Raw genomic sequence first — 17,183 nt, 5'->3', positions numbered from 1 at the left:
GTTCGGTATGATATGATGACATTACAAGAAGCGCCCTGCGCCGTTTATACCGTCAAAAAAATAAACGGCTCGCGCGATCTTAAAAGGCGGATGGAAAACATGGGGATTGCAGCCGGCGCGGATGTAGAAGTGATCGAACATACCGAAACCGTATGCCGGATTAAAACCGTTAAACGAGAAATAGAACTATCCATTGAAGAGGCTGCTTGTATCGGCGTTGGAGAGCAGTTCAAACGAAATGGAGACCCTGTTTTGTTCAGTTGCTGCTCTTACGGTCGCGCAGGCGACCTCTGGGATAGGGCAAACGAAATTAATGAAAACGTACAACAAAAAGGAGATGAAAAGCAATGAAGCAACTTGCGGTAAAACCCGAAATTTACAAGTTTGAAACGGCGAAAGAATTTGCGGAAGCGTTCAAGCTCGGAAAAGACGATCTTGTTATCACAAACGAGTATATCTATAAACCGTTTTTCGGCGCATTGAACCTACCCTGCGCGACGCTTTTTCAAGAAAAATACGGTGCGGGAGAACCTTCCGACGATATGGTCGAAGCAATGTACAAAGATGTACACGGCAGCTATAAGCGTATTATCGCAATCGGCGGCGGTACCGTCATCGACATTTCAAAGTTTTTCTCCTTAAAGCACACCTCGCCGGTGTTAGACTTATACGACGGAAAACAAGAAATCGTAAAGGACAAAGAGCTGATTATCGTACCGACTACCTGCGGCACCGGATCGGAGGTAACCAATATCGCCGTACTCTCGCTGAATGCACGCGGTACGAAAAAAGGCCTCGCACACGATGAAATGTACGGCGACTACGCGGTGTTGATTCCCGAACTGCTGAAAGACTTGCCGTTCAAATTTTTTGCAACAAGCTCCATCGATGCATTGGTACATGCCGTTGAATCATCGCTTTCGCCCAAGGCAACGGAAAGCACAAAGCTGTTCGGATACAAAGCTATCGAGATGATTTTAAAGGGCTACAAAGAAATTGAGAAAAACGGTCATGATGCACGGCTTCCGCTGTTAAGCGATTTCTTGCTTGCATCTAACTATGCAGGTATTGCATTCAGCATTGCAGGATGCGCAGCAGTTCACGCGATGAGCTATCCGGTCGGCGCGACCTTCCATGTCGCTCACGGTGAATCAAACTATGCGATGTTTACCGGCGTCTTGAAAAATTACCTTGAAATTAAAAAAGACGGCGAGATTGAAAAGCTTAACCGGTTTATGGCCGATATCCTCGGCTGCGACACGGCACATGTCTATGATGCATTGGAAAAGCTGCTCAACTGTCTGCTCAAAAAGAAACCGCTGCACGAATATGGCATGAAAAAAGAGCAGATTGCCGAATTTGCCGACAGCGTCATTGCAAATCAGCAGCGCCTTATGGCAAATAACTTTGTGTTCCTTGACAGAGACCGGCTGATTAAAATCTATACCGAATTATTTTAAAGTACGGGGAACCTCTAAAAACACTGATTCGCAATCCGCGCTAGCGGATACGATAAATCATTTCCTTTCAGAACAAGCCGATAGGCTTGCGGTTTTTAGAAGTTCTCCTTCGAGTACTTTTGCCTTCATTAGCCGACATTACCTCCCTGTTCATTGACTAATGAAGGCGCGTTTTCATTGCAATCTCAACTCAATATTTTATCACTTAAAAAAAAAGACATCTCTAAAAACTCCATTAGTTTTTTAGAAGCTTCCAATAAGAATCTAACCATGGAGCACCTATCATTGACATTTCAAGCGGAATAATCGAAAATATCTTCACGAGGTACTATGATACTACAAAAAAATACTGACCAACACCGTTGGAATTTTTCACGCTTCGGCGGTGTTACGCAGGTCATTTTGAAAAATGCAGATGATATTACTCATTTGGGTGAACTTGACCAGAAATTATGGACGGTGTTGGCAATGCCGACTCAGGGGATATTTTTTGATCCTAAGACAATTTCACTGCTTGACTATGATGGCGATGGCTTCATCCGCCCACCTGAAATTCTCGCTACTGTGGATTGGCTCGGTACACAGCTTTCCGATCTTTCTTTATTACTGGAAGAAGGAGATTCAGTGCCGCTTGCATCGATTAATGATGAGACCCTTCGTGCCAGCGCCCGTTGGTTACTGGATCATATCCAAAAGAATGATACGCAGGAAATTTCGATAGTAGATATAGAAACGCAAAAAAAATTCTTTGATGCACATACACCGGATTGTAATGCACCGATACCAGCCGACGGTTCCGATGATGATAAACTAAAACAGATCATCAATAGAGCCGTTGCCTCCTGTATCGAAAACGGTACACTTGCAGACGGAATTCAACAATGCATTCTGCAAGATTTGATGACCGATGCACAAGCGTTTTTAGCATGGCAAACATCTTTGGCAGAAGAAGGAATCTTACCGCTTGATCAGGAACACACTCAAAAAGCCGTAGTAGCGCTTTCCGCTATAAAAGAAAAAGCAGAGGATTATTTTTTACGCTGCACATTAACCGAGTATGCACCAGACAAGGCAGCCGCCTTATCAGCAGATGAACAGGTATTCCAACAACTTGCAACCGAAAGTATTCATTACAATAATGAAGCGCTGTATGCATTACCGCTCGCCGCAGCAGCCGCTGATAAGCCATTGCCCCTGACAAAAGGAATCAATCCTGCATGGAAAGCAAAGCTGCAAACCTTTGCAGAAGATACCGTTGCACCGCTGCTCGGGCACAAGGAATGCATTACACAGGATGAGTTTGCCCTCATAGTGCAGAAACTGACACCGTATCAAGAACGTTTGAGCGGGAAACCTACTACACCGGCAGCTTTGCTCAGTGTTCCGTTCTTACAAGCGCTTATCAACGGCGAAAAACAAGGAGAAGTATCCTCGTTAATTCGATATGCATTAACAATAGAAAAAGAACGCGGAAATGTATCTAATTTGGAAAAGCTCGTACTCCTGCGCCGCGATTTTGTTACATTATTGAGAAACTATATCAGCTTCAGCGATTTTTATGAGGGCAAAGGTTCTGTTTTTCAAGCGGGGGTATTGTATTTTGATACACGTGCAGCAGATTTATGCTTTGAACTCAACGGCGATGCCCGCCATGCGACCTTGGATACGCTTTCCGGCGCCTATTTGGTATACTGCGATATAAGCCGCAAAGGAGAAACAACTAAAAAAATCGTTGCTTTGTTTACAAATGGCGATAGCGACAATATCGTGATTGGTCGGAACGGCATTTTTTACGACCGCGTCGGCAAGGATTGGAACGCAGTTGTTACAAAAGTCATTGCCAATCCGATCAGTGTTCGGCAGGCGTTTTTTATGCCGTATAAGCAACTCGCTGCCATGATTGAAACCCAAATTGCGGCACGGGCTGCGGCAGGCGAAGCGAAATCGGCCGATTTGCTTTCTAAGACGGCATCAACCGTCACAACCGCTGATAAGCAAGCAACAGCTACAGCTCCGGCAGTTGCTGCACCCATAGCCACCAAAAAACTCGACTTAGGAACCATTGCCTTGATAGGTACTGCATTAGGCGGTATTTCAGCCTTAATCGGCAGTATTTTGCAAGCACTATTCGGATTAGGTTTTTGGGTTCCGCTCGGCCTTATCGGAATTTTACTTTGTATTTCCGGCCCGTCGATGATTTTAGCCTCGATGAAGCTGCGTAAACGCAGTATTGCTCCGATTCTTGAAGCAAACGGCTGGGCGGTCAATATCCGTACGAGAATCAACATTCCGTTCGGAACTCAGCTTACCAAGCTTTCAACCATTCCATTCGGCAGTATTGTCGTTCCCATCGACCCCTTTGCCGATAAGAAAAACGGACGGAAAGCTGTGTTTATCATACTCGGTATTCTGATCGTCGGAACTGCCGCTTTCTGCTACTTAAAATTCGGTTTGCATTTCCGTTTTTCTGAAATACCGACTTATTTGAAAAATCTAAGGAATAAATAAAAAATCAGTATCTCCCGATGCTCTGCGTCGGGGGATAAACCTGTGTACGAGCTTATGCACATTCGCTTGCGGAACAGGACATAAAATAATAAGCCGTATCTTTGTTCGGAATGCATCAGGAATATCAATACTGCATACCAATTGTTCGATTAGACATTATGCGGTGGGATATGGGCAATGCTGGAATCGAACCAGCGACCCCAAGCGTGTCATGCTTGTACTCTAACCAACTGAGCTAATTGCCCGCTTGTGATAAACAACAAAAAGAGTTTATCTTATTTTACTATTTACGTCAAGCCCCAAAACAGGTATACTGTTTCCCATCTATGAATCTTGAAGCGTTTATCTTGGGCTGCGGAGGCATGATGCCTTTACCGTACCGTCATCTTACTTCAGTGCTGCTTCGCCGTGAAGGCGATTTATTTCTTTTTGATGCGGGAGAAGGCACACAAGTTTCCCTGCGCCGCCTAAATCTCCGATGGAAAAAAATCAATACCATCTTTATCAGCCATACCCATGCGGATCACGTAACGGGGTTGCCGGGAATTTTGATGCTATCGGCGCAGGTTGACCGTGATGAGCCGCTCTACATTATCGGCCCCCCGAAAATTAAAGAATATGTCGAAACAAGTCGGCAAGTTCTCGATATGTATATCAATTACGAAATTATCATTCAAGAAGTTTCCGAACCCGGCATTGTATATAAAACCGATGAGTTTCAAGTGCGAGCGTTCTGGCTTGAACATACCAAGCCTTGTCTCGGCTACGTATTTGAGGAATTCCCACGGCCGGGAGCATTCGATCCCGAAGCGGCGCGCAGACTTAATGTCCCCTGCGGACCACTCTGGTCAAAGCTACAGGCAGGAATGGCAGTAGAAGCGGCAGACGGTACTGTTGTAGAAAGCAGCCAAGTACTCGGTCCGCCTCGGAGCGGCAGAAAATTCAGCTTTGTAACCGATACAAAATATCTTCCGAGCATCGCGCCGGAGGTTGCCGGCTCCGACTTCTTAGTCTGCGAATCTATGTTTGCAAAAGGTATGGAACAGGATGCTGCCGAAAAAAAGCACATGACCTGTACACAGGCTGCTCAAATTGCACGGGACGCCGCAGTCAAAAAGATGGCGCTGATTCACTACAGTCCCCGTTATACGGACTATGACTTAAAGCAGCTGCTTAAAGACGCACAAGAGATATTCCCCAATACGGTTCTATCAAAAGATCGAATGGTAGAACCAATCGAATATCAGGATTAAGAGAAAACTTATAAAAACTTCCGACTTTTGCAGAGTGTAACGGTTTTTTAGAACTCCCATCCTATACCTAACTGAGGCTGGATGATATATTTCGGGAAGCCGTTTCCCCTCCGAATAGGAATAACATGGTCAACATTGATTTCCACGTATAGCTTTTTATATACATACACATACAAAGCCGTACCGATATTAAAAGTTAATCCCCAATACCATGCCTTATCGCTTGTTATCTTTTCTGTCGCATTGTAGATAAACTGGGTATTCACGAGAAACATAGTACCCAATCCGGCATGCGCATCGAATACCAACCGATGTTTAATAATGGGGTAGAAATAAGCGGCATTCAATTGAGCAAATAACAATCCCGCACTTAGTGTATAACCGTCTGTTTTATTCTTTAAATAGGTGCCGGAACCGGTAAGATTAAAACCGAAATTCCCGTACAACCGCTTTATTGGAACAACAGTCAGCCGTATACCGCCCGCCAAAGGTGCGATATTCGTATTAAAATAATCTTTTTTTGACAATACTTGATTTCCGATAAAGCCATTAAAAACATAGTTGCCGGAAAGAAATATATCGATCGGCTTTTGGAATCGGAAAACAATATCATCTTTTTCTGCTAACAAATCACTCGGATCAACCGCGGCAAAGGTATAGGTTCCCGGATTTGCCTTCATAAATTCAAAGGCAACGACTGCATGCGTGCCGTCATCTTTTATCTCCATAATAGTTCCACGCAAAACCGACCCACTGAAATTATTTGTAAGAATAAAAGACGTCTCTTCATGAAAATTTTTACCGGTTATGGTAAGCGTGTGATCTTCCAACTCATCGAAGTTGATAACTTGCGGAGAAATCGTAGTAACTTCCGGCTGATAAGCAATTCGAATAGCAAAGTTACGATATGGACTCGCGTCTTCTTTTTGCCCTAAAAGATTGATAACTCGTACACGGAAACGGTAATCCCCCGGAGGCAAAGAAACGTCTGCATAATTCGTTTTTACGGTACGTTTATCTATCACGCGCCATACTTTCGTTTTTCTATCCTGCTGTTCAAGTTCAAATTCGAATCCCAGAATATCATCCAACGCTTCCCAAGAAAGCCGCTGCACAAGCATGACACCCTTATCAGTTTCCTTGAGAAAATAATTTTTCTTTTCATTTGCTGCTGTTTTTACATCCTGTGCAGAATCAGCAGTCTGCTGAGCAGACAAGGGAATAAAACAAAGCAAGAGGATACCAACAAGTAAACCATACTTATTTTCCATATAAAACTCCCGTTTCATCTGTCGATACCGTTCTTCCCTTAGGAATATCTATTTGAAAACGTATACGGGCGACAGTACCATCTTGGAATACTTTTCCATTACTTAGCCGCCGCTGCGCTCTCACTTCTGCAGAGAAAGTTCCACGGGATAATCTCGCGATATCTTTAAAGCTGACAGCCTGCTGCCCTTTACCATCTGAACGGATATCGGCTGTAAATATTGAGCGCCCGGAAGAATCAGAAAGCTTAAAACGATAATGGGTAGCATCATTCACTGAGTTCCATCTAAACTCGATACTTCGGTTTGACTTAAAGAAAGCAGCATCCAACACGGCATTTGCAGTTGGAAAGCTGAACGCAGCAGGTGGAAGCGGCGGTATCGGTGAAACAGTAAACGTAAATCGTTTACGCGATGAAATATCAAATCCTTCCGGCACAACAGCTTTTACTTCCCAAGTATATCTGCCCTGTTCAAGCGGCGGTGCTTGTACTGCAGTAGCAGGATTGGATACTTCAAAAACAGGGTTAGCAGTACCGGATTTTCTCAATATAAGTTTCGATGAGGCGGGAGGAACAACCGACTCCCATTTAAAGGTAAACGGATTGAGTGCGGCATCCAACCCACTTATTTTTGTACCATCAGCCGGATACAACAGTTCTACAGACTTTAGATGCTTGAGTGTGAAGTTATGATCGACAGCTAAACCATACCGCCGTGTTGACGTTACAGAAGCTGAAGCAAAGCCTTGAATGCTAATCCGATAGTTTCCTTCTACGACACGTTGTAAAGCAATTTCAACTTGAGTTTCGGTGATAAATAAATTTTCATATAGCGGAGAATCTTCATCACCAATTTTCGTAATACGCACCTGATAATAATCAGCGCCCTTAACCGGCGACCATGCGAATTTTGTTTTTCCTTCAGGGAAAACAATAACGGTGCTTCCGATATCAAATAAATTCGGCCTTTCTAACGGCGACGCAATAGTAAAATACTTTGTTTCAGCCTTTACCAAGCCTACTTCACTATTAGCGACAACCCGCCAATACCACTGACCATGCGGTAGAGAGATACCTTCAATACCATTCCCCGATGTTTTTACATCAACAGCAAGTGTCGAGAAATCTTTGGAAGAAGAAACCTGAAAATGTTTTTCCGTTTCGACATTTGTTTTCCAAGTAAATCGGGTATCCGGACAAAGCGTATCGGCAAGTATGTATCCGTTAGGCGGAAAAATACCGCGCAATGCATAATCGGTATTAATCGTTTGAAATTTAATCGGCGCTGAAGTCGCCATCTCAGTTCCCTTTGAATCGATTCCCGATACTGTCCAATAATAATCACCGTTAGGCAAAACCGCTGCAGCATCGTCAAGTTTAAAAGAATTCGTTTCAACAATTTTATCCACGACGATTGTTTTCATTTCAGCGTCTTTTGCGACTTTAAGCCGATAAGACTTTGTTTCAGAGATATTTTTCCATGCAAAAGACATCTCTTTTCCATGCGCGGTTTCTGCCGTTGCCTGCGGAAACAACACCTGCGGAGTTTCAGCCGCGGCGGACTGCTGTTCTACATGGAAGAATCCTACTTTCGATGATTCAGGAGTACTGTCAACACCGATAAGATACCGAGGAGTAACACGCCAATACCACGTTCCTTCAGCAAAATCAGACAACGTAAGCGACTGTGTATTGACAAACCGGCTTAATTGGGGATTTTTCAGTTCAGGATTGTCGGCAACTTCCAATAAATAAGAAGCGACAAGGGAATTTCCCTCCCATAAGAAACGGATGGCAGGAGGTGCCGACGTATATGTATACTGCGCTTCGACTGCCGGTTCTAACAACAACGGAGCTGGAGCGGCAATAATATTCACCTTACCGGATTGAGCATTAACAGCGGACTCATCGCCTGTTGCAGCATACAATCTCCAGTAAAATGATCGGTTTTGCTTTGCAAGTGTATATTCCGTCAAATCGGCAAGTGTATACTTTTGCACTTCATCGGAAAAATTACTCAGCGGTGAAGTTTCAAGTATTAATTCTTCGCCGGCAGGCAAAGAACTTTGCCATTGAAAGGGAACATCGACACCGTTTCCACTTTGATTGAGTAATCGCACATTTTTGCCGGGAGTAACTACTACCAGAGGCGCTTGTATTCCCGTCTGTATAACCGCACCCTGTGTCAGTAGCGCCGATTGCGCTCCTCCCTCCTGTCCGGTAACGGCTGCTTCACCTTTTTCTACAACGAGCTGTAGATTTCCCTCACCGCTTTTATCCGCACGGAACGAAGAACCTTTTGAAATCTTTGCGGTGGTATTTTCAGAACTAATCAGCATATTGGAAGAGTCTGAGGTTTCAACCGACACAAGTCCGCTTGCCAGATCGATTCGGGATTCTTCATTATTGACAAATACTTGAATCATCGTACTCGAACCGAGTTCAACAACATTGCGGTCGACAAAATATAATGTCGCTTCCGCCTCAGGGGACGTACGTATGGTATCACCATTATACACAGGAGAATTCTGCTGAGGACGATCCCAAACGGCACGGTCAAGAAACTTACGCTGCACCGATTTATACTTAAAAGTTATGGTTGCAACCGGTGTCTTGTCGTTACGTGAAAACGTTCTATTTAAGTTTTTCACAAATAAAAAAGAAGATACAAAAATTACCAACAGCGACAAGACAACAACGGAAATATCCGCGCCGACATTTGTAAAACTAGGATTGGATTTTGTATTTTTTTTCGTCTTCATTGAGATTTACCTTTGCAAAATCAGGAATAGGGATTCCCAAAACCTTTCTAATCTGATTAAGACTCGTTGGGCCTTTTTCACCTGCACCCGGAATACCTTTTTCGTTGGGCATATTAATAACCGCAAACATGCGGAGCGGCTTTTCTTTTCCTTTGACGGTAACTGACGGCATTTCTTCTACCAGAACCTGATCCTGTACCAGCTTATAGGTATATTCGGTGATAAGGATATCGGTACCCATCGGTTTATTCAAAGCTTCCGTTCGAGACGCAAGGTTAACCGCATCGCCGATAACCGTATATTCCATACGCTTTTGAGAACCGATTTGTCCTGCAACGACATGCCCCGAATTAATACCGCATCCGATGCGGATAATCGGCTTTTTATCACCGCCCCGTCCGCGATTAAATTGCATAAGAGCCGCTCGCATACGGAGCGCAGCACGGATACAATTCAACGCATCTTCACGCGGAGAGCCGGAACTCGTCGGCGCACCCCACACTGCCATAATCGCATCACCGATAAACTTATCAACAACGCCATGCGTGTCGTTGACACATTCAACCATCTGAGTCATGTATTCATTCAAAAAGCCGACAACTTCAAACGGTTCAAGTTTTTCGGAAATAGCGGTAAAAGAACGAATATCAGAAAAGAAGATTGTTGTTTCCTTCGTTTCACCGCCGAGTGCCAGCCGTCCCTGAGCAGCAAGCTCTGCGATCTCTTTATTGATAAATCTGCCAAACGAATCCTTTAAACGCTCCCGTTCTGCAAGACCTTTTCCCATCTGTACGAAACTTGAAGTTAAAAGCCCAACTTCATCTTGTGTCTTCGGCTTTAAGTCAAGCTCATATTCACCCGCTTCAATCTGATGAGCGGCAACGGTCAAAAGCTTAATCGGTGTACTGATGGTCTTTGATAAAAACCACACGAACATTGCCGAAAGCGCGAGTACCGCGATGCTTAAATAAAGGTTCCGCTTTGCCGTATCATTGACAGGTTCAAGCACCTGTGCAGCTTCTGCAGTCGTAAGAACCGCCGCATCTCCAAGCGAAAGCCGTGTATAGGAACCAAAATATTTTTTACCGGTCTCATCTTGAAACAGCATTTGCCGGTTGGTATCTCCGTTTTCACGCATCTGAGTAAACAGCGGGAAAGAGGCCACATTTGCACCGCGGCGGATAAGATCAAAATCGGAATGAATAAGCACATCCCCCGTATCGTTCACGAGGTACGTTGTCTGTAATGTTCCTTGCCCGAACCCGTCGGAAAGCTTTTCTGCAGAAAAGAATACTGCAAGCCCTTGTGCAAGGCCTTTTTCTCTATATGGATAAAATAAGACCAGCATCGGTTGATTAAAAAGAGGTGCAGCGTTGAGGATTTTCATAATCCCCTGCTCCACTTGAGTTGCCGATTCCCGTTCCTGCTTTAAAAACGTTTCTACAAGAGAAGGATCAAGCTCATGGGATAAAAAGAACGTCGTATTCAGCAACGTACGATCGATACCGTCGGGACGCCGCGAATCGGTAACCAGAACGGCGGCAACCGAAGGATTTCGTTCAAAATAAAAAGAAGCGGCTTGCTTTGCAAAACTGCTTGAACTGTCAGCTGTATTGATGAGATCTAATAACAGAAAAGCATTTGCTCTAATAGAAGCTAGTTCATTTTCGACGGAACTTGCCGCCTGCGCATTGACCGTTCGATTGTTTTCTTCGGCTGTGATTTGAACATCTTCACTTCCAAATAATGTTACCAACAGGGTAATCGTACCAAGTGCAATAATGAGCAAAATGGAAATCATTATAACCAACTTTGCTCCAATAGGAAAGCGTACTTTCTCCTGCTTCATTTTTTCATTTTGCCCTGACATTTTTTTCTCCGTACTCGGAATGATCATAGTTTTCCTAAGAAAATACATACAATGAGCCGTTTTATACATTTAACACATTATATTCTATGACTATTACTGAATAATTCTACTACAACTTTCTATTTACTACAAGGATAGATATACCCAAGAAATATAAAAGTTTAAAAAAAAGAACCATGGTTATTGTTCTTTAATATATGTAACGCCGCCGGTATGGTACTATACACCCTCTAAAAAACAATTCTTAGAGGGTGTTTTTGTCTCATTTTATAATGCTGCCAGTTTTTTTCGTACCAGTTCCGTCGTCTGGTTGGGGTTTGCCTTGCCTTGCGACTTTTTCATCACTTGCCCCATCAACCAACCGGCGACATTGGTTTTACCTTTTTTCCAATCGGCAATAGCTTGAGGATTTGCCGCAAATACTTCATCCACCAGTTTTTCGATAGCGCCAGCATCACTTACTTGTGTCAATCCCCTGTTTTTGATGATCTGCTGGGGATGTTCACCGCTTTCCAACATCTCTACAAAAACATCCTTTGCCTGCTTGCTGGTAATAGTCTGTGCATCAAGCTCATTTACCAATTCGGCGATATGGCCGGGACCAAACGGAAGCTGCTCAAGTCCGATATGCTTTTCATTTAATACCGCAAGAACTTCCGCAAGTACCCAGTTAGCAACTTTTTTGGGGTCTTTTGTTTGAGCGGCGGCAGCTTCAAACCACTCTGCTAAACTCCGCTCGGTTGTCAGTGTTTCCACATCGAATTGAGAAAGACCGTATTCTTTCTTAAACCGTTCCCGTTTTGCAGCCGGAAGCTCTCCAACGGTTTTGCATACCGAATCGATGTATTCACGACTCAGCATCAGCGAAGGGATATCGGGTTCGCGCATAAAACGGTAGTCAAGCGCGGAATTTTTTGTACGCTGGATAACGGTCTTTCCGCTCGGCTCATCCCATCCCATCGTACGTTTAAAATCAGCCGAATACTCTTGCCGATCGGTTTTAAACTCTTCGAGCTGCCGCTGAACCTCATACGCACAGGCGTCGCGTACCGTTCTAAACGAGTTCATATTCTTGACTTCGGAAATCGGCGTCCGGTATTCTTTGCCGTTTTCAAATACTTTTAGGTTGATGTTCGCGTCGCAGCGCATCGCACCTTCTTCCAAATTACCGTCGGTAACGCCGATAAACTTTAAAATTTCCCGAATTGTCTGCATATACTGCGCTGCTTCTTCGGGGCTTTTCATATCCGGCTTGGATACGATTTCGATCAGCGGAACTCCACAGCGGTTATAGTCTACATAGCTATGCGCTCCTTCGATGTGAAGGCTTTTACCGGCATCTTCTTCAAGGTGAATGCGCTCAATTCTGATTGTCCTCATCTGCGGCGGTTCATTGGGAGCTGCCATATTGATTTCAACCTGACCGTTTTCGCAAATCGGTTTATCGAATTGGGTAATTTGATAGCCTTTAACCAAGTCGGGATAAAAATAATGTTTGCGGTCAAACTTACTGAATTCGTTAACGGTACAGCCGAGCGCAAACCCTGCTTTAATACCGAGTTTCACATATTCATCGCCGATAACGGGCAAGGCGCCGGGAAGTCCCAAACAAGCCGGACAAACACGGGTATTCGGCATTCCGCCGTAACGGTTTTCGCAAGAGCAAAAGGCCTTTGTCTTTGTTAACAGTTGGCAGTGAATTTCACAGCCGATAATTACTTCGTAGGATAATTCCGAACTCATACCCGTGCCGCCTCCAACGTTTTTGCCAATCGTAAGATTTTTTCTTCAGAAAGCTTCGCGCCCGCAATTTGCATACCGATCGGGCGGCCGTCCTGTGCTTTGCCCGCGGGTATCGACAGCGCCGGAATATGGGATAAATTAACAAATGTTGTAAATAAATCCGAAAGGTACATCGCAAGCGGATCGTTTACACGCTCCCCGAGCTTAAATGCCGGTGTCGGCGCAGTCGGACAGAAAATAAAGTCATACTGCTGTAAGACCGCCCCGACCTCTTTTTCCATACGGGCGCGGACACGAAGCGCACTTTCATAGCAATCTCCCGACAGATGATGCGATAATACATAGTTTCCGGTGATAATGCGCCGTTTTACCTCGCGGCCGAAACCGGCAGAACGGGTTGCACAGTATAATTCGTCGTATCCCTTTCCCGGATCCTCGCGTAAGCCGTAGCGGATTCCGTCAAAGCGGGCTAGATTGCTCGATGCCTCGGAAAGCGCAATAACATAGTACATCGCAATGGCAGATTCCAACACCGGTATGGAAACGGGATCGACTTGAATACCCTTTGAGGCAAACCAACTGCGGAACTTTTCAAACAGCGCCGCAACATCCGTATCCAAACCTTTTGCTTGCGTAAATTCAACCGGTAATGCAATGCGAAGTTTCTTTAAATCGCTGTCAGTGTATGGTTCCAAATGTGCGCAGGAAGAAAAATCATATTGAACACTCGTTTCATCATGCGGGTCGGCGCCTGCTGCAACGGAAAGCCCCAAACCGACATCATCCACACAGCGGGCGAAAAGTCCTACTTGGTCGAGTGAAGAACCGAATGCAACCACACCGTAGCGGCTGATAGCGCCATAAGTCGGTTTTAATCCGTATATTCCGCAATACGAAGCGGGAAGCCGCACGGAACCACCCGTTTCCGTACCGAGCGCAAACGGAACTTGAAAGCCTGCAACCACCGCTGCGGAACCGCCCGAACTGCCACCGGGTGTCAGCGCGCGATCTACAGGATTATGCGACGGCCCGTATACCGAATATTCGGTGGAAGAGCCCATCGCAAACTCATCCATATTTGCTCTACCAATCGGTATTGCGCCAGCCTCCGTTAAACGGGTAATAACCGTCGCATTGTACGGGGCTCTGTAGCCGTCCAATATTTTACTGCAGCAGGTACAGAGTTTCCCGCGTATTGAAATATTATCTTTTACTGCAAAGGGCAAGCCTAATAGCGGCTTATCAGTCCCTTTGCCTTCTTTCCGCAGTGCATCAGCTTTTTCCGCTTGCGCTTCTGCATCGTCAAAAAACTCAATAAATCCATGCAACGGCGTCGTTTGCTTTTCATCCGCCTGATATGCTGCCTTTAATGCACGAACGATGTCAACGGAAGAGACCGCCCCTTCTTCCAAGTACGTTTTTAATTCGGCTAAACTTGCTGTACAAAGATCTTTCATAATCACACCCCGCTCCCGAGGACTTTAGGTACACGGAAATAGCCGTCCATATATTCACTCGACATCTTCCTCAAATCCGACTGTGTTATGCCTGCTACAATAGTATCGCGGCGGAGTAACCCTTCCGAAATCATTGCAGTGTCGTCTGCCTCGGTAGGCACATCATACTTTTTGAGAATATCGAAATATTCAACAATTTGACCAACCTGTCCGGCAATAGACTCCATGTCGCTGTCGTTAGAAGAAAGACGCGAAAGATAGAGTAAATTGTCAAATACTTCAGGAGTAATTTTACTGTTTTGAGCCATCGTTTTTCCTTAACCCATAAATATCTAAGGGAATCTCCCAAAACAGAGTTTTAGAGATTCCCATTATTTTTAAGAAACATCGAAAATATGATTAGATTTCGGGAATTTCATTGTTATCCGCCACCACTTCCTGATTCTGAGAAGATAAACGATTTAAGCGACCGATAATTTCCCGTGTTTGCTCTTGCGATTCTGCAGTTTTTGAAAAAATACGTATTAAGTTGGTAATATTGTCAAGCATTGAATCAATTTCTGCATTAACTTTTTCCGTTGCTTTTGTTAAACGTCCAAAGCTGGAAACCGTATTTTCTCGTGTTTCAATTATTCGGCTATTTTCGTTCTTCAAAGCCGTCATTTCTTCCAATACTTCTTTCAGCGTTTCTTCCATCCGGGTTGTATGGGCATCCGTATGTCCGATAAAGGTTGCGATTTCCACGAGCATGTGTTCAAAGTCCGTCACCTTATCACTAATATCAGTGAAACTCTGAGCTAAAACATCTGTCGCAGAAGCAGTTTCATCAATGGAGGCAGTAATCTGCTTAATAATTTTCCCTGTTGAATCCGATTCGGCAGACGCCCTCTCAGCCAAATTTCGGATTTCTTCAGCAACGACAGCGAACCCTTTACCTGCATCACCCGCATGAGCCGCTTCGATAGCAGCGTTCATTGCAAGCATATCCGTCTGCTCCGCGACCTGTGTTATCAACTGATTGGTCTCAAGCAAAACGGCGGAACGGGTAGTAATGTCGGATATCGTCTTTGTCATCTTTGAAAAGTTCGTTTTTCCGACTTCATTTGCTTGGAAGATATTTATGAAGTTATCTTGAATAACCTTGAATTTTTCCGTTAACAGTTTTGTGTTTTGGATTAAGTCCGTAAGCTTATCCATCGCATCCTTCGATTTTTCACTTTGATGCGTAATCTTCGTATCTAAACCTTCAAGGAACGTATTTAAATAGTTAGTATTGGTTTCCCTATCAATCAAACTTGTTTTCTGTGAGGATACCTCTTCGAGTACTAACTTAATATAGCTTGAAATTTTATCAACATAAGACTGAGCGTTGTGCATATTCGAAGTCAACACGCTATCTTCGTTTGCCAAATCTTCGATAACCTTTTTAATTTCGGTGATAAATGTACCCAATTGATCGGAAGAAGCAATGACTTTATCACGCATCAACTCACTCTCTCGCTTTTCAAAATAAAATATTCTGGCAAACGACACTGCCTGAATCAGTAGGAAAAAGAGGAGCCCGAAGGGGAGCGTTGCCGATATCTGAATAATATCCATCCCTTCAAGGAGATCGATCACGGAGGTAATTATCAACGCGGCAAATCCAATTGCAATAAACGATGCCTCTTGTTCTTTTTTATAAATAAGCCGCACGATAAGATACAGAATATAAAAAACTTCAAAAAGGCAAATAATTTGGTGTACAAAAAGGAAGGATGTAAAAAAAGAACCTTTTGTAACAAGCGTTAGAATTCCATATAGAAGACCTTCGGAAACCCAGACAATGACAATCGCCTTATGAATATATTTCTTATATAGTTCATAAAAGTATAAGATGACGGGAACTGAAACAGTTGCAAAAGTAAAGTAATCCATACGGAGCGTTGCCATCCAAGACAAGCCGAATAAATCGCATCCAATCATCGTCCCTGTCGAGAGTATTCGTATCATAACGATAAATACGAGCATGGTAAAATACAAAATACTGATTTCTTTTGATCTGAAAATAAACAATATCAAATGGTAAAGACCGAGCGCTAACGCAAAGCTGAAAATCATTGCTTCGATAAGCTTACGTTGATATATGGACGATTCGAGGACGGATGTTTTATTAAGGATAACAGGATTGTATATACCCTGTTTTTTGTGATCAATACTCTTTATTTGAATCAAAAGATCGATCTGCGTTTCGCCCGAGGGTAATACAAAACAAGAAGATTGCGCATCTGTAAGTTTTCTTCCGGAAGGATTATATGCGTCAAGTTTTACGCCGTTTGCAAAAACTGTCAGCGAAGGGAATCGGTTTTTCAGATACACCGAAAGAGAAGGTGCTCCTTTGGGCAACAGTAGTCTTATGGTATATGTCGCATATCCGTTTGAAGGATAGGCCTTACCTTGTCCCGCTTTTTCAGCTGCCCAAGAAGACGGCACCGACATATAGACAGAGGGTTCTTTCCAATCTTCCAGAAATTCGTTCCAGAAAAAGCCATAAGTACCGTTAAGCATCACTTTACCCTGAGTGTCAAAGTTCCAGTTGCGTAAATCGATAACACCACGTTGTACCGTAGGGACACTTTCTGCATAGACAGCGGTGCCAAAGCCCAAAAAAATAAAGGTCGTCAATACGACCGACAAAAAATACTTTTTATTATAGAAAGCTTTTTTAAACAGTGAACCGAGGCGGTATACCATAGCAGAAGCGGGACAAATCACTTCGGTATATTTTGCACCGGAACGAGAAATTAATTCTTTCATGCTGTAACTCTCCATAGGTATGCCGTTATCACAAGGGTATGATACCCCCAGCGATATAGACCGG

General features: G+C 44.0%; 11 protein-coding genes and 1 tRNA gene. 4 read left to right on the top strand and 8 right to left on the bottom strand.

Going from position 1 to position 17,183, the window contains the following annotated elements:
• Positions 1 to 12 precede the first annotated feature (12 nt).
• The 3 genes from DWB79_RS09365 (at position 13) to DWB79_RS09355 (ending at position 3,968) form a co-directional block, all read left to right on the top strand.
• A complete protein-coding gene (locus tag DWB79_RS09365; RefSeq protein WP_016523799.1) occupies positions 13 to 351 on the top strand; it encodes a ferrous iron transport protein A in 339 nt (112 codons plus the stop codon).
• The gene (locus tag DWB79_RS09360; protein WP_016523798.1) at positions 348 to 1,460 is read left to right on the top strand and encodes a 4-hydroxybutyrate dehydrogenase; all 1,113 of its coding nucleotides are present in this window, start codon (positions 348 to 350) and stop codon (positions 1,458 to 1,460) included. The genes DWB79_RS09365 and DWB79_RS09360 overlap by 4 nt, the downstream gene beginning before the upstream one ends.
• Positions 1,461 to 1,790: 330 nt before the next feature.
• Positions 1,791 to 3,968: a hypothetical protein gene (locus DWB79_RS09355; protein WP_016523797.1), complete on the top strand. Its 2,178-nt coding sequence runs from the start codon at positions 1,791 to 1,793 to the stop codon at positions 3,966 to 3,968.
• A gap of 171 nt (positions 3,969 to 4,139) precedes the next feature.
• Here DWB79_RS09355 and DWB79_RS09350 read toward each other — a convergent pair.
• Positions 4,140 to 4,213, bottom strand: a tRNA-Val gene (locus tag DWB79_RS09350).
• A gap of 81 nt (positions 4,214 to 4,294) precedes the next feature.
• On the opposite strand from DWB79_RS09350, the gene DWB79_RS09345 reads away from it, so the two are divergent.
• Positions 4,295 to 5,221, top strand: a complete 927-nt coding sequence (locus tag DWB79_RS09345; protein WP_040859641.1) for a ribonuclease Z — start codon at positions 4,295 to 4,297, stop codon at positions 5,219 to 5,221.
• A 47-nt stretch (positions 5,222 to 5,268) separates the two neighbouring features.
• Here the strand turns inward: DWB79_RS09345 and DWB79_RS09340 are convergent, their stop codons facing one another.
• From DWB79_RS09340 to DWB79_RS09310, 7 genes are all read right to left on the bottom strand, one after another.
• On the bottom strand, positions 5,269 to 6,492 hold the full coding sequence (locus tag DWB79_RS09340; protein ID WP_016523795.1) for a fibronectin type III domain-containing protein: 1,224 nt from the start codon (positions 6,490 to 6,492) through the stop codon (positions 5,269 to 5,271).
• Entirely contained in the window at positions 6,482 to 9,253 is a 2,772-nt protein-coding gene (locus tag DWB79_RS09335; protein ID WP_016523794.1) for a FecR domain-containing protein, read from the bottom strand. The genes DWB79_RS09340 and DWB79_RS09335 overlap by 11 nt, the downstream gene beginning before the upstream one ends.
• Positions 9,219 to 11,123 carry an adenylate/guanylate cyclase domain-containing protein gene (locus DWB79_RS09330; protein WP_040859639.1) on the bottom strand — a complete coding sequence of 635 codons (1,905 nt, stop codon included), beginning with the start codon at positions 11,121 to 11,123 and terminating at the stop codon, positions 9,219 to 9,221. Before DWB79_RS09330 ends, DWB79_RS09335 begins: the two co-directional genes overlap by 35 nt.
• 267 nt (positions 11,124 to 11,390) lie before the next feature.
• Positions 11,391 to 12,866, bottom strand: a complete 1,476-nt coding sequence (gatB, locus tag DWB79_RS09325) for an Asp-tRNA(Asn)/Glu-tRNA(Gln) amidotransferase subunit GatB (protein ID WP_016523792.1) — start codon at positions 12,864 to 12,866, stop codon at positions 11,391 to 11,393.
• The gene (gene gatA / locus DWB79_RS09320; protein WP_016523791.1) at positions 12,863 to 14,323 is read right to left on the bottom strand and encodes an Asp-tRNA(Asn)/Glu-tRNA(Gln) amidotransferase subunit GatA; all 1,461 of its coding nucleotides are present in this window, start codon (positions 14,321 to 14,323) and stop codon (positions 12,863 to 12,865) included. The genes gatB and gatA overlap by 4 nt, the downstream gene beginning before the upstream one ends.
• A gap of 2 nt (positions 14,324 to 14,325) precedes the next feature.
• The gene (locus DWB79_RS09315; protein WP_016523790.1) at positions 14,326 to 14,631 is read right to left on the bottom strand and encodes an Asp-tRNA(Asn)/Glu-tRNA(Gln) amidotransferase subunit GatC; all 306 of its coding nucleotides are present in this window, start codon (positions 14,629 to 14,631) and stop codon (positions 14,326 to 14,328) included.
• A 91-nt stretch (positions 14,632 to 14,722) separates the two neighbouring features.
• Entirely contained in the window at positions 14,723 to 17,119 is a 2,397-nt protein-coding gene (locus DWB79_RS09310) for a methyl-accepting chemotaxis protein (RefSeq protein ID WP_016523789.1), read from the bottom strand.
• Positions 17,120 to 17,183 lie beyond the last annotated feature (64 nt).

This window comes from Treponema medium, assembly GCF_017161265.1.
Taxonomy (GTDB): domain Bacteria; phylum Spirochaetota; class Spirochaetia; order Treponematales; family Treponemataceae; genus Treponema; species Treponema medium.
Note: the sequence above shows the minus strand (reverse complement) of the source record. Positions and strands in the feature narration are given on the sequence as shown.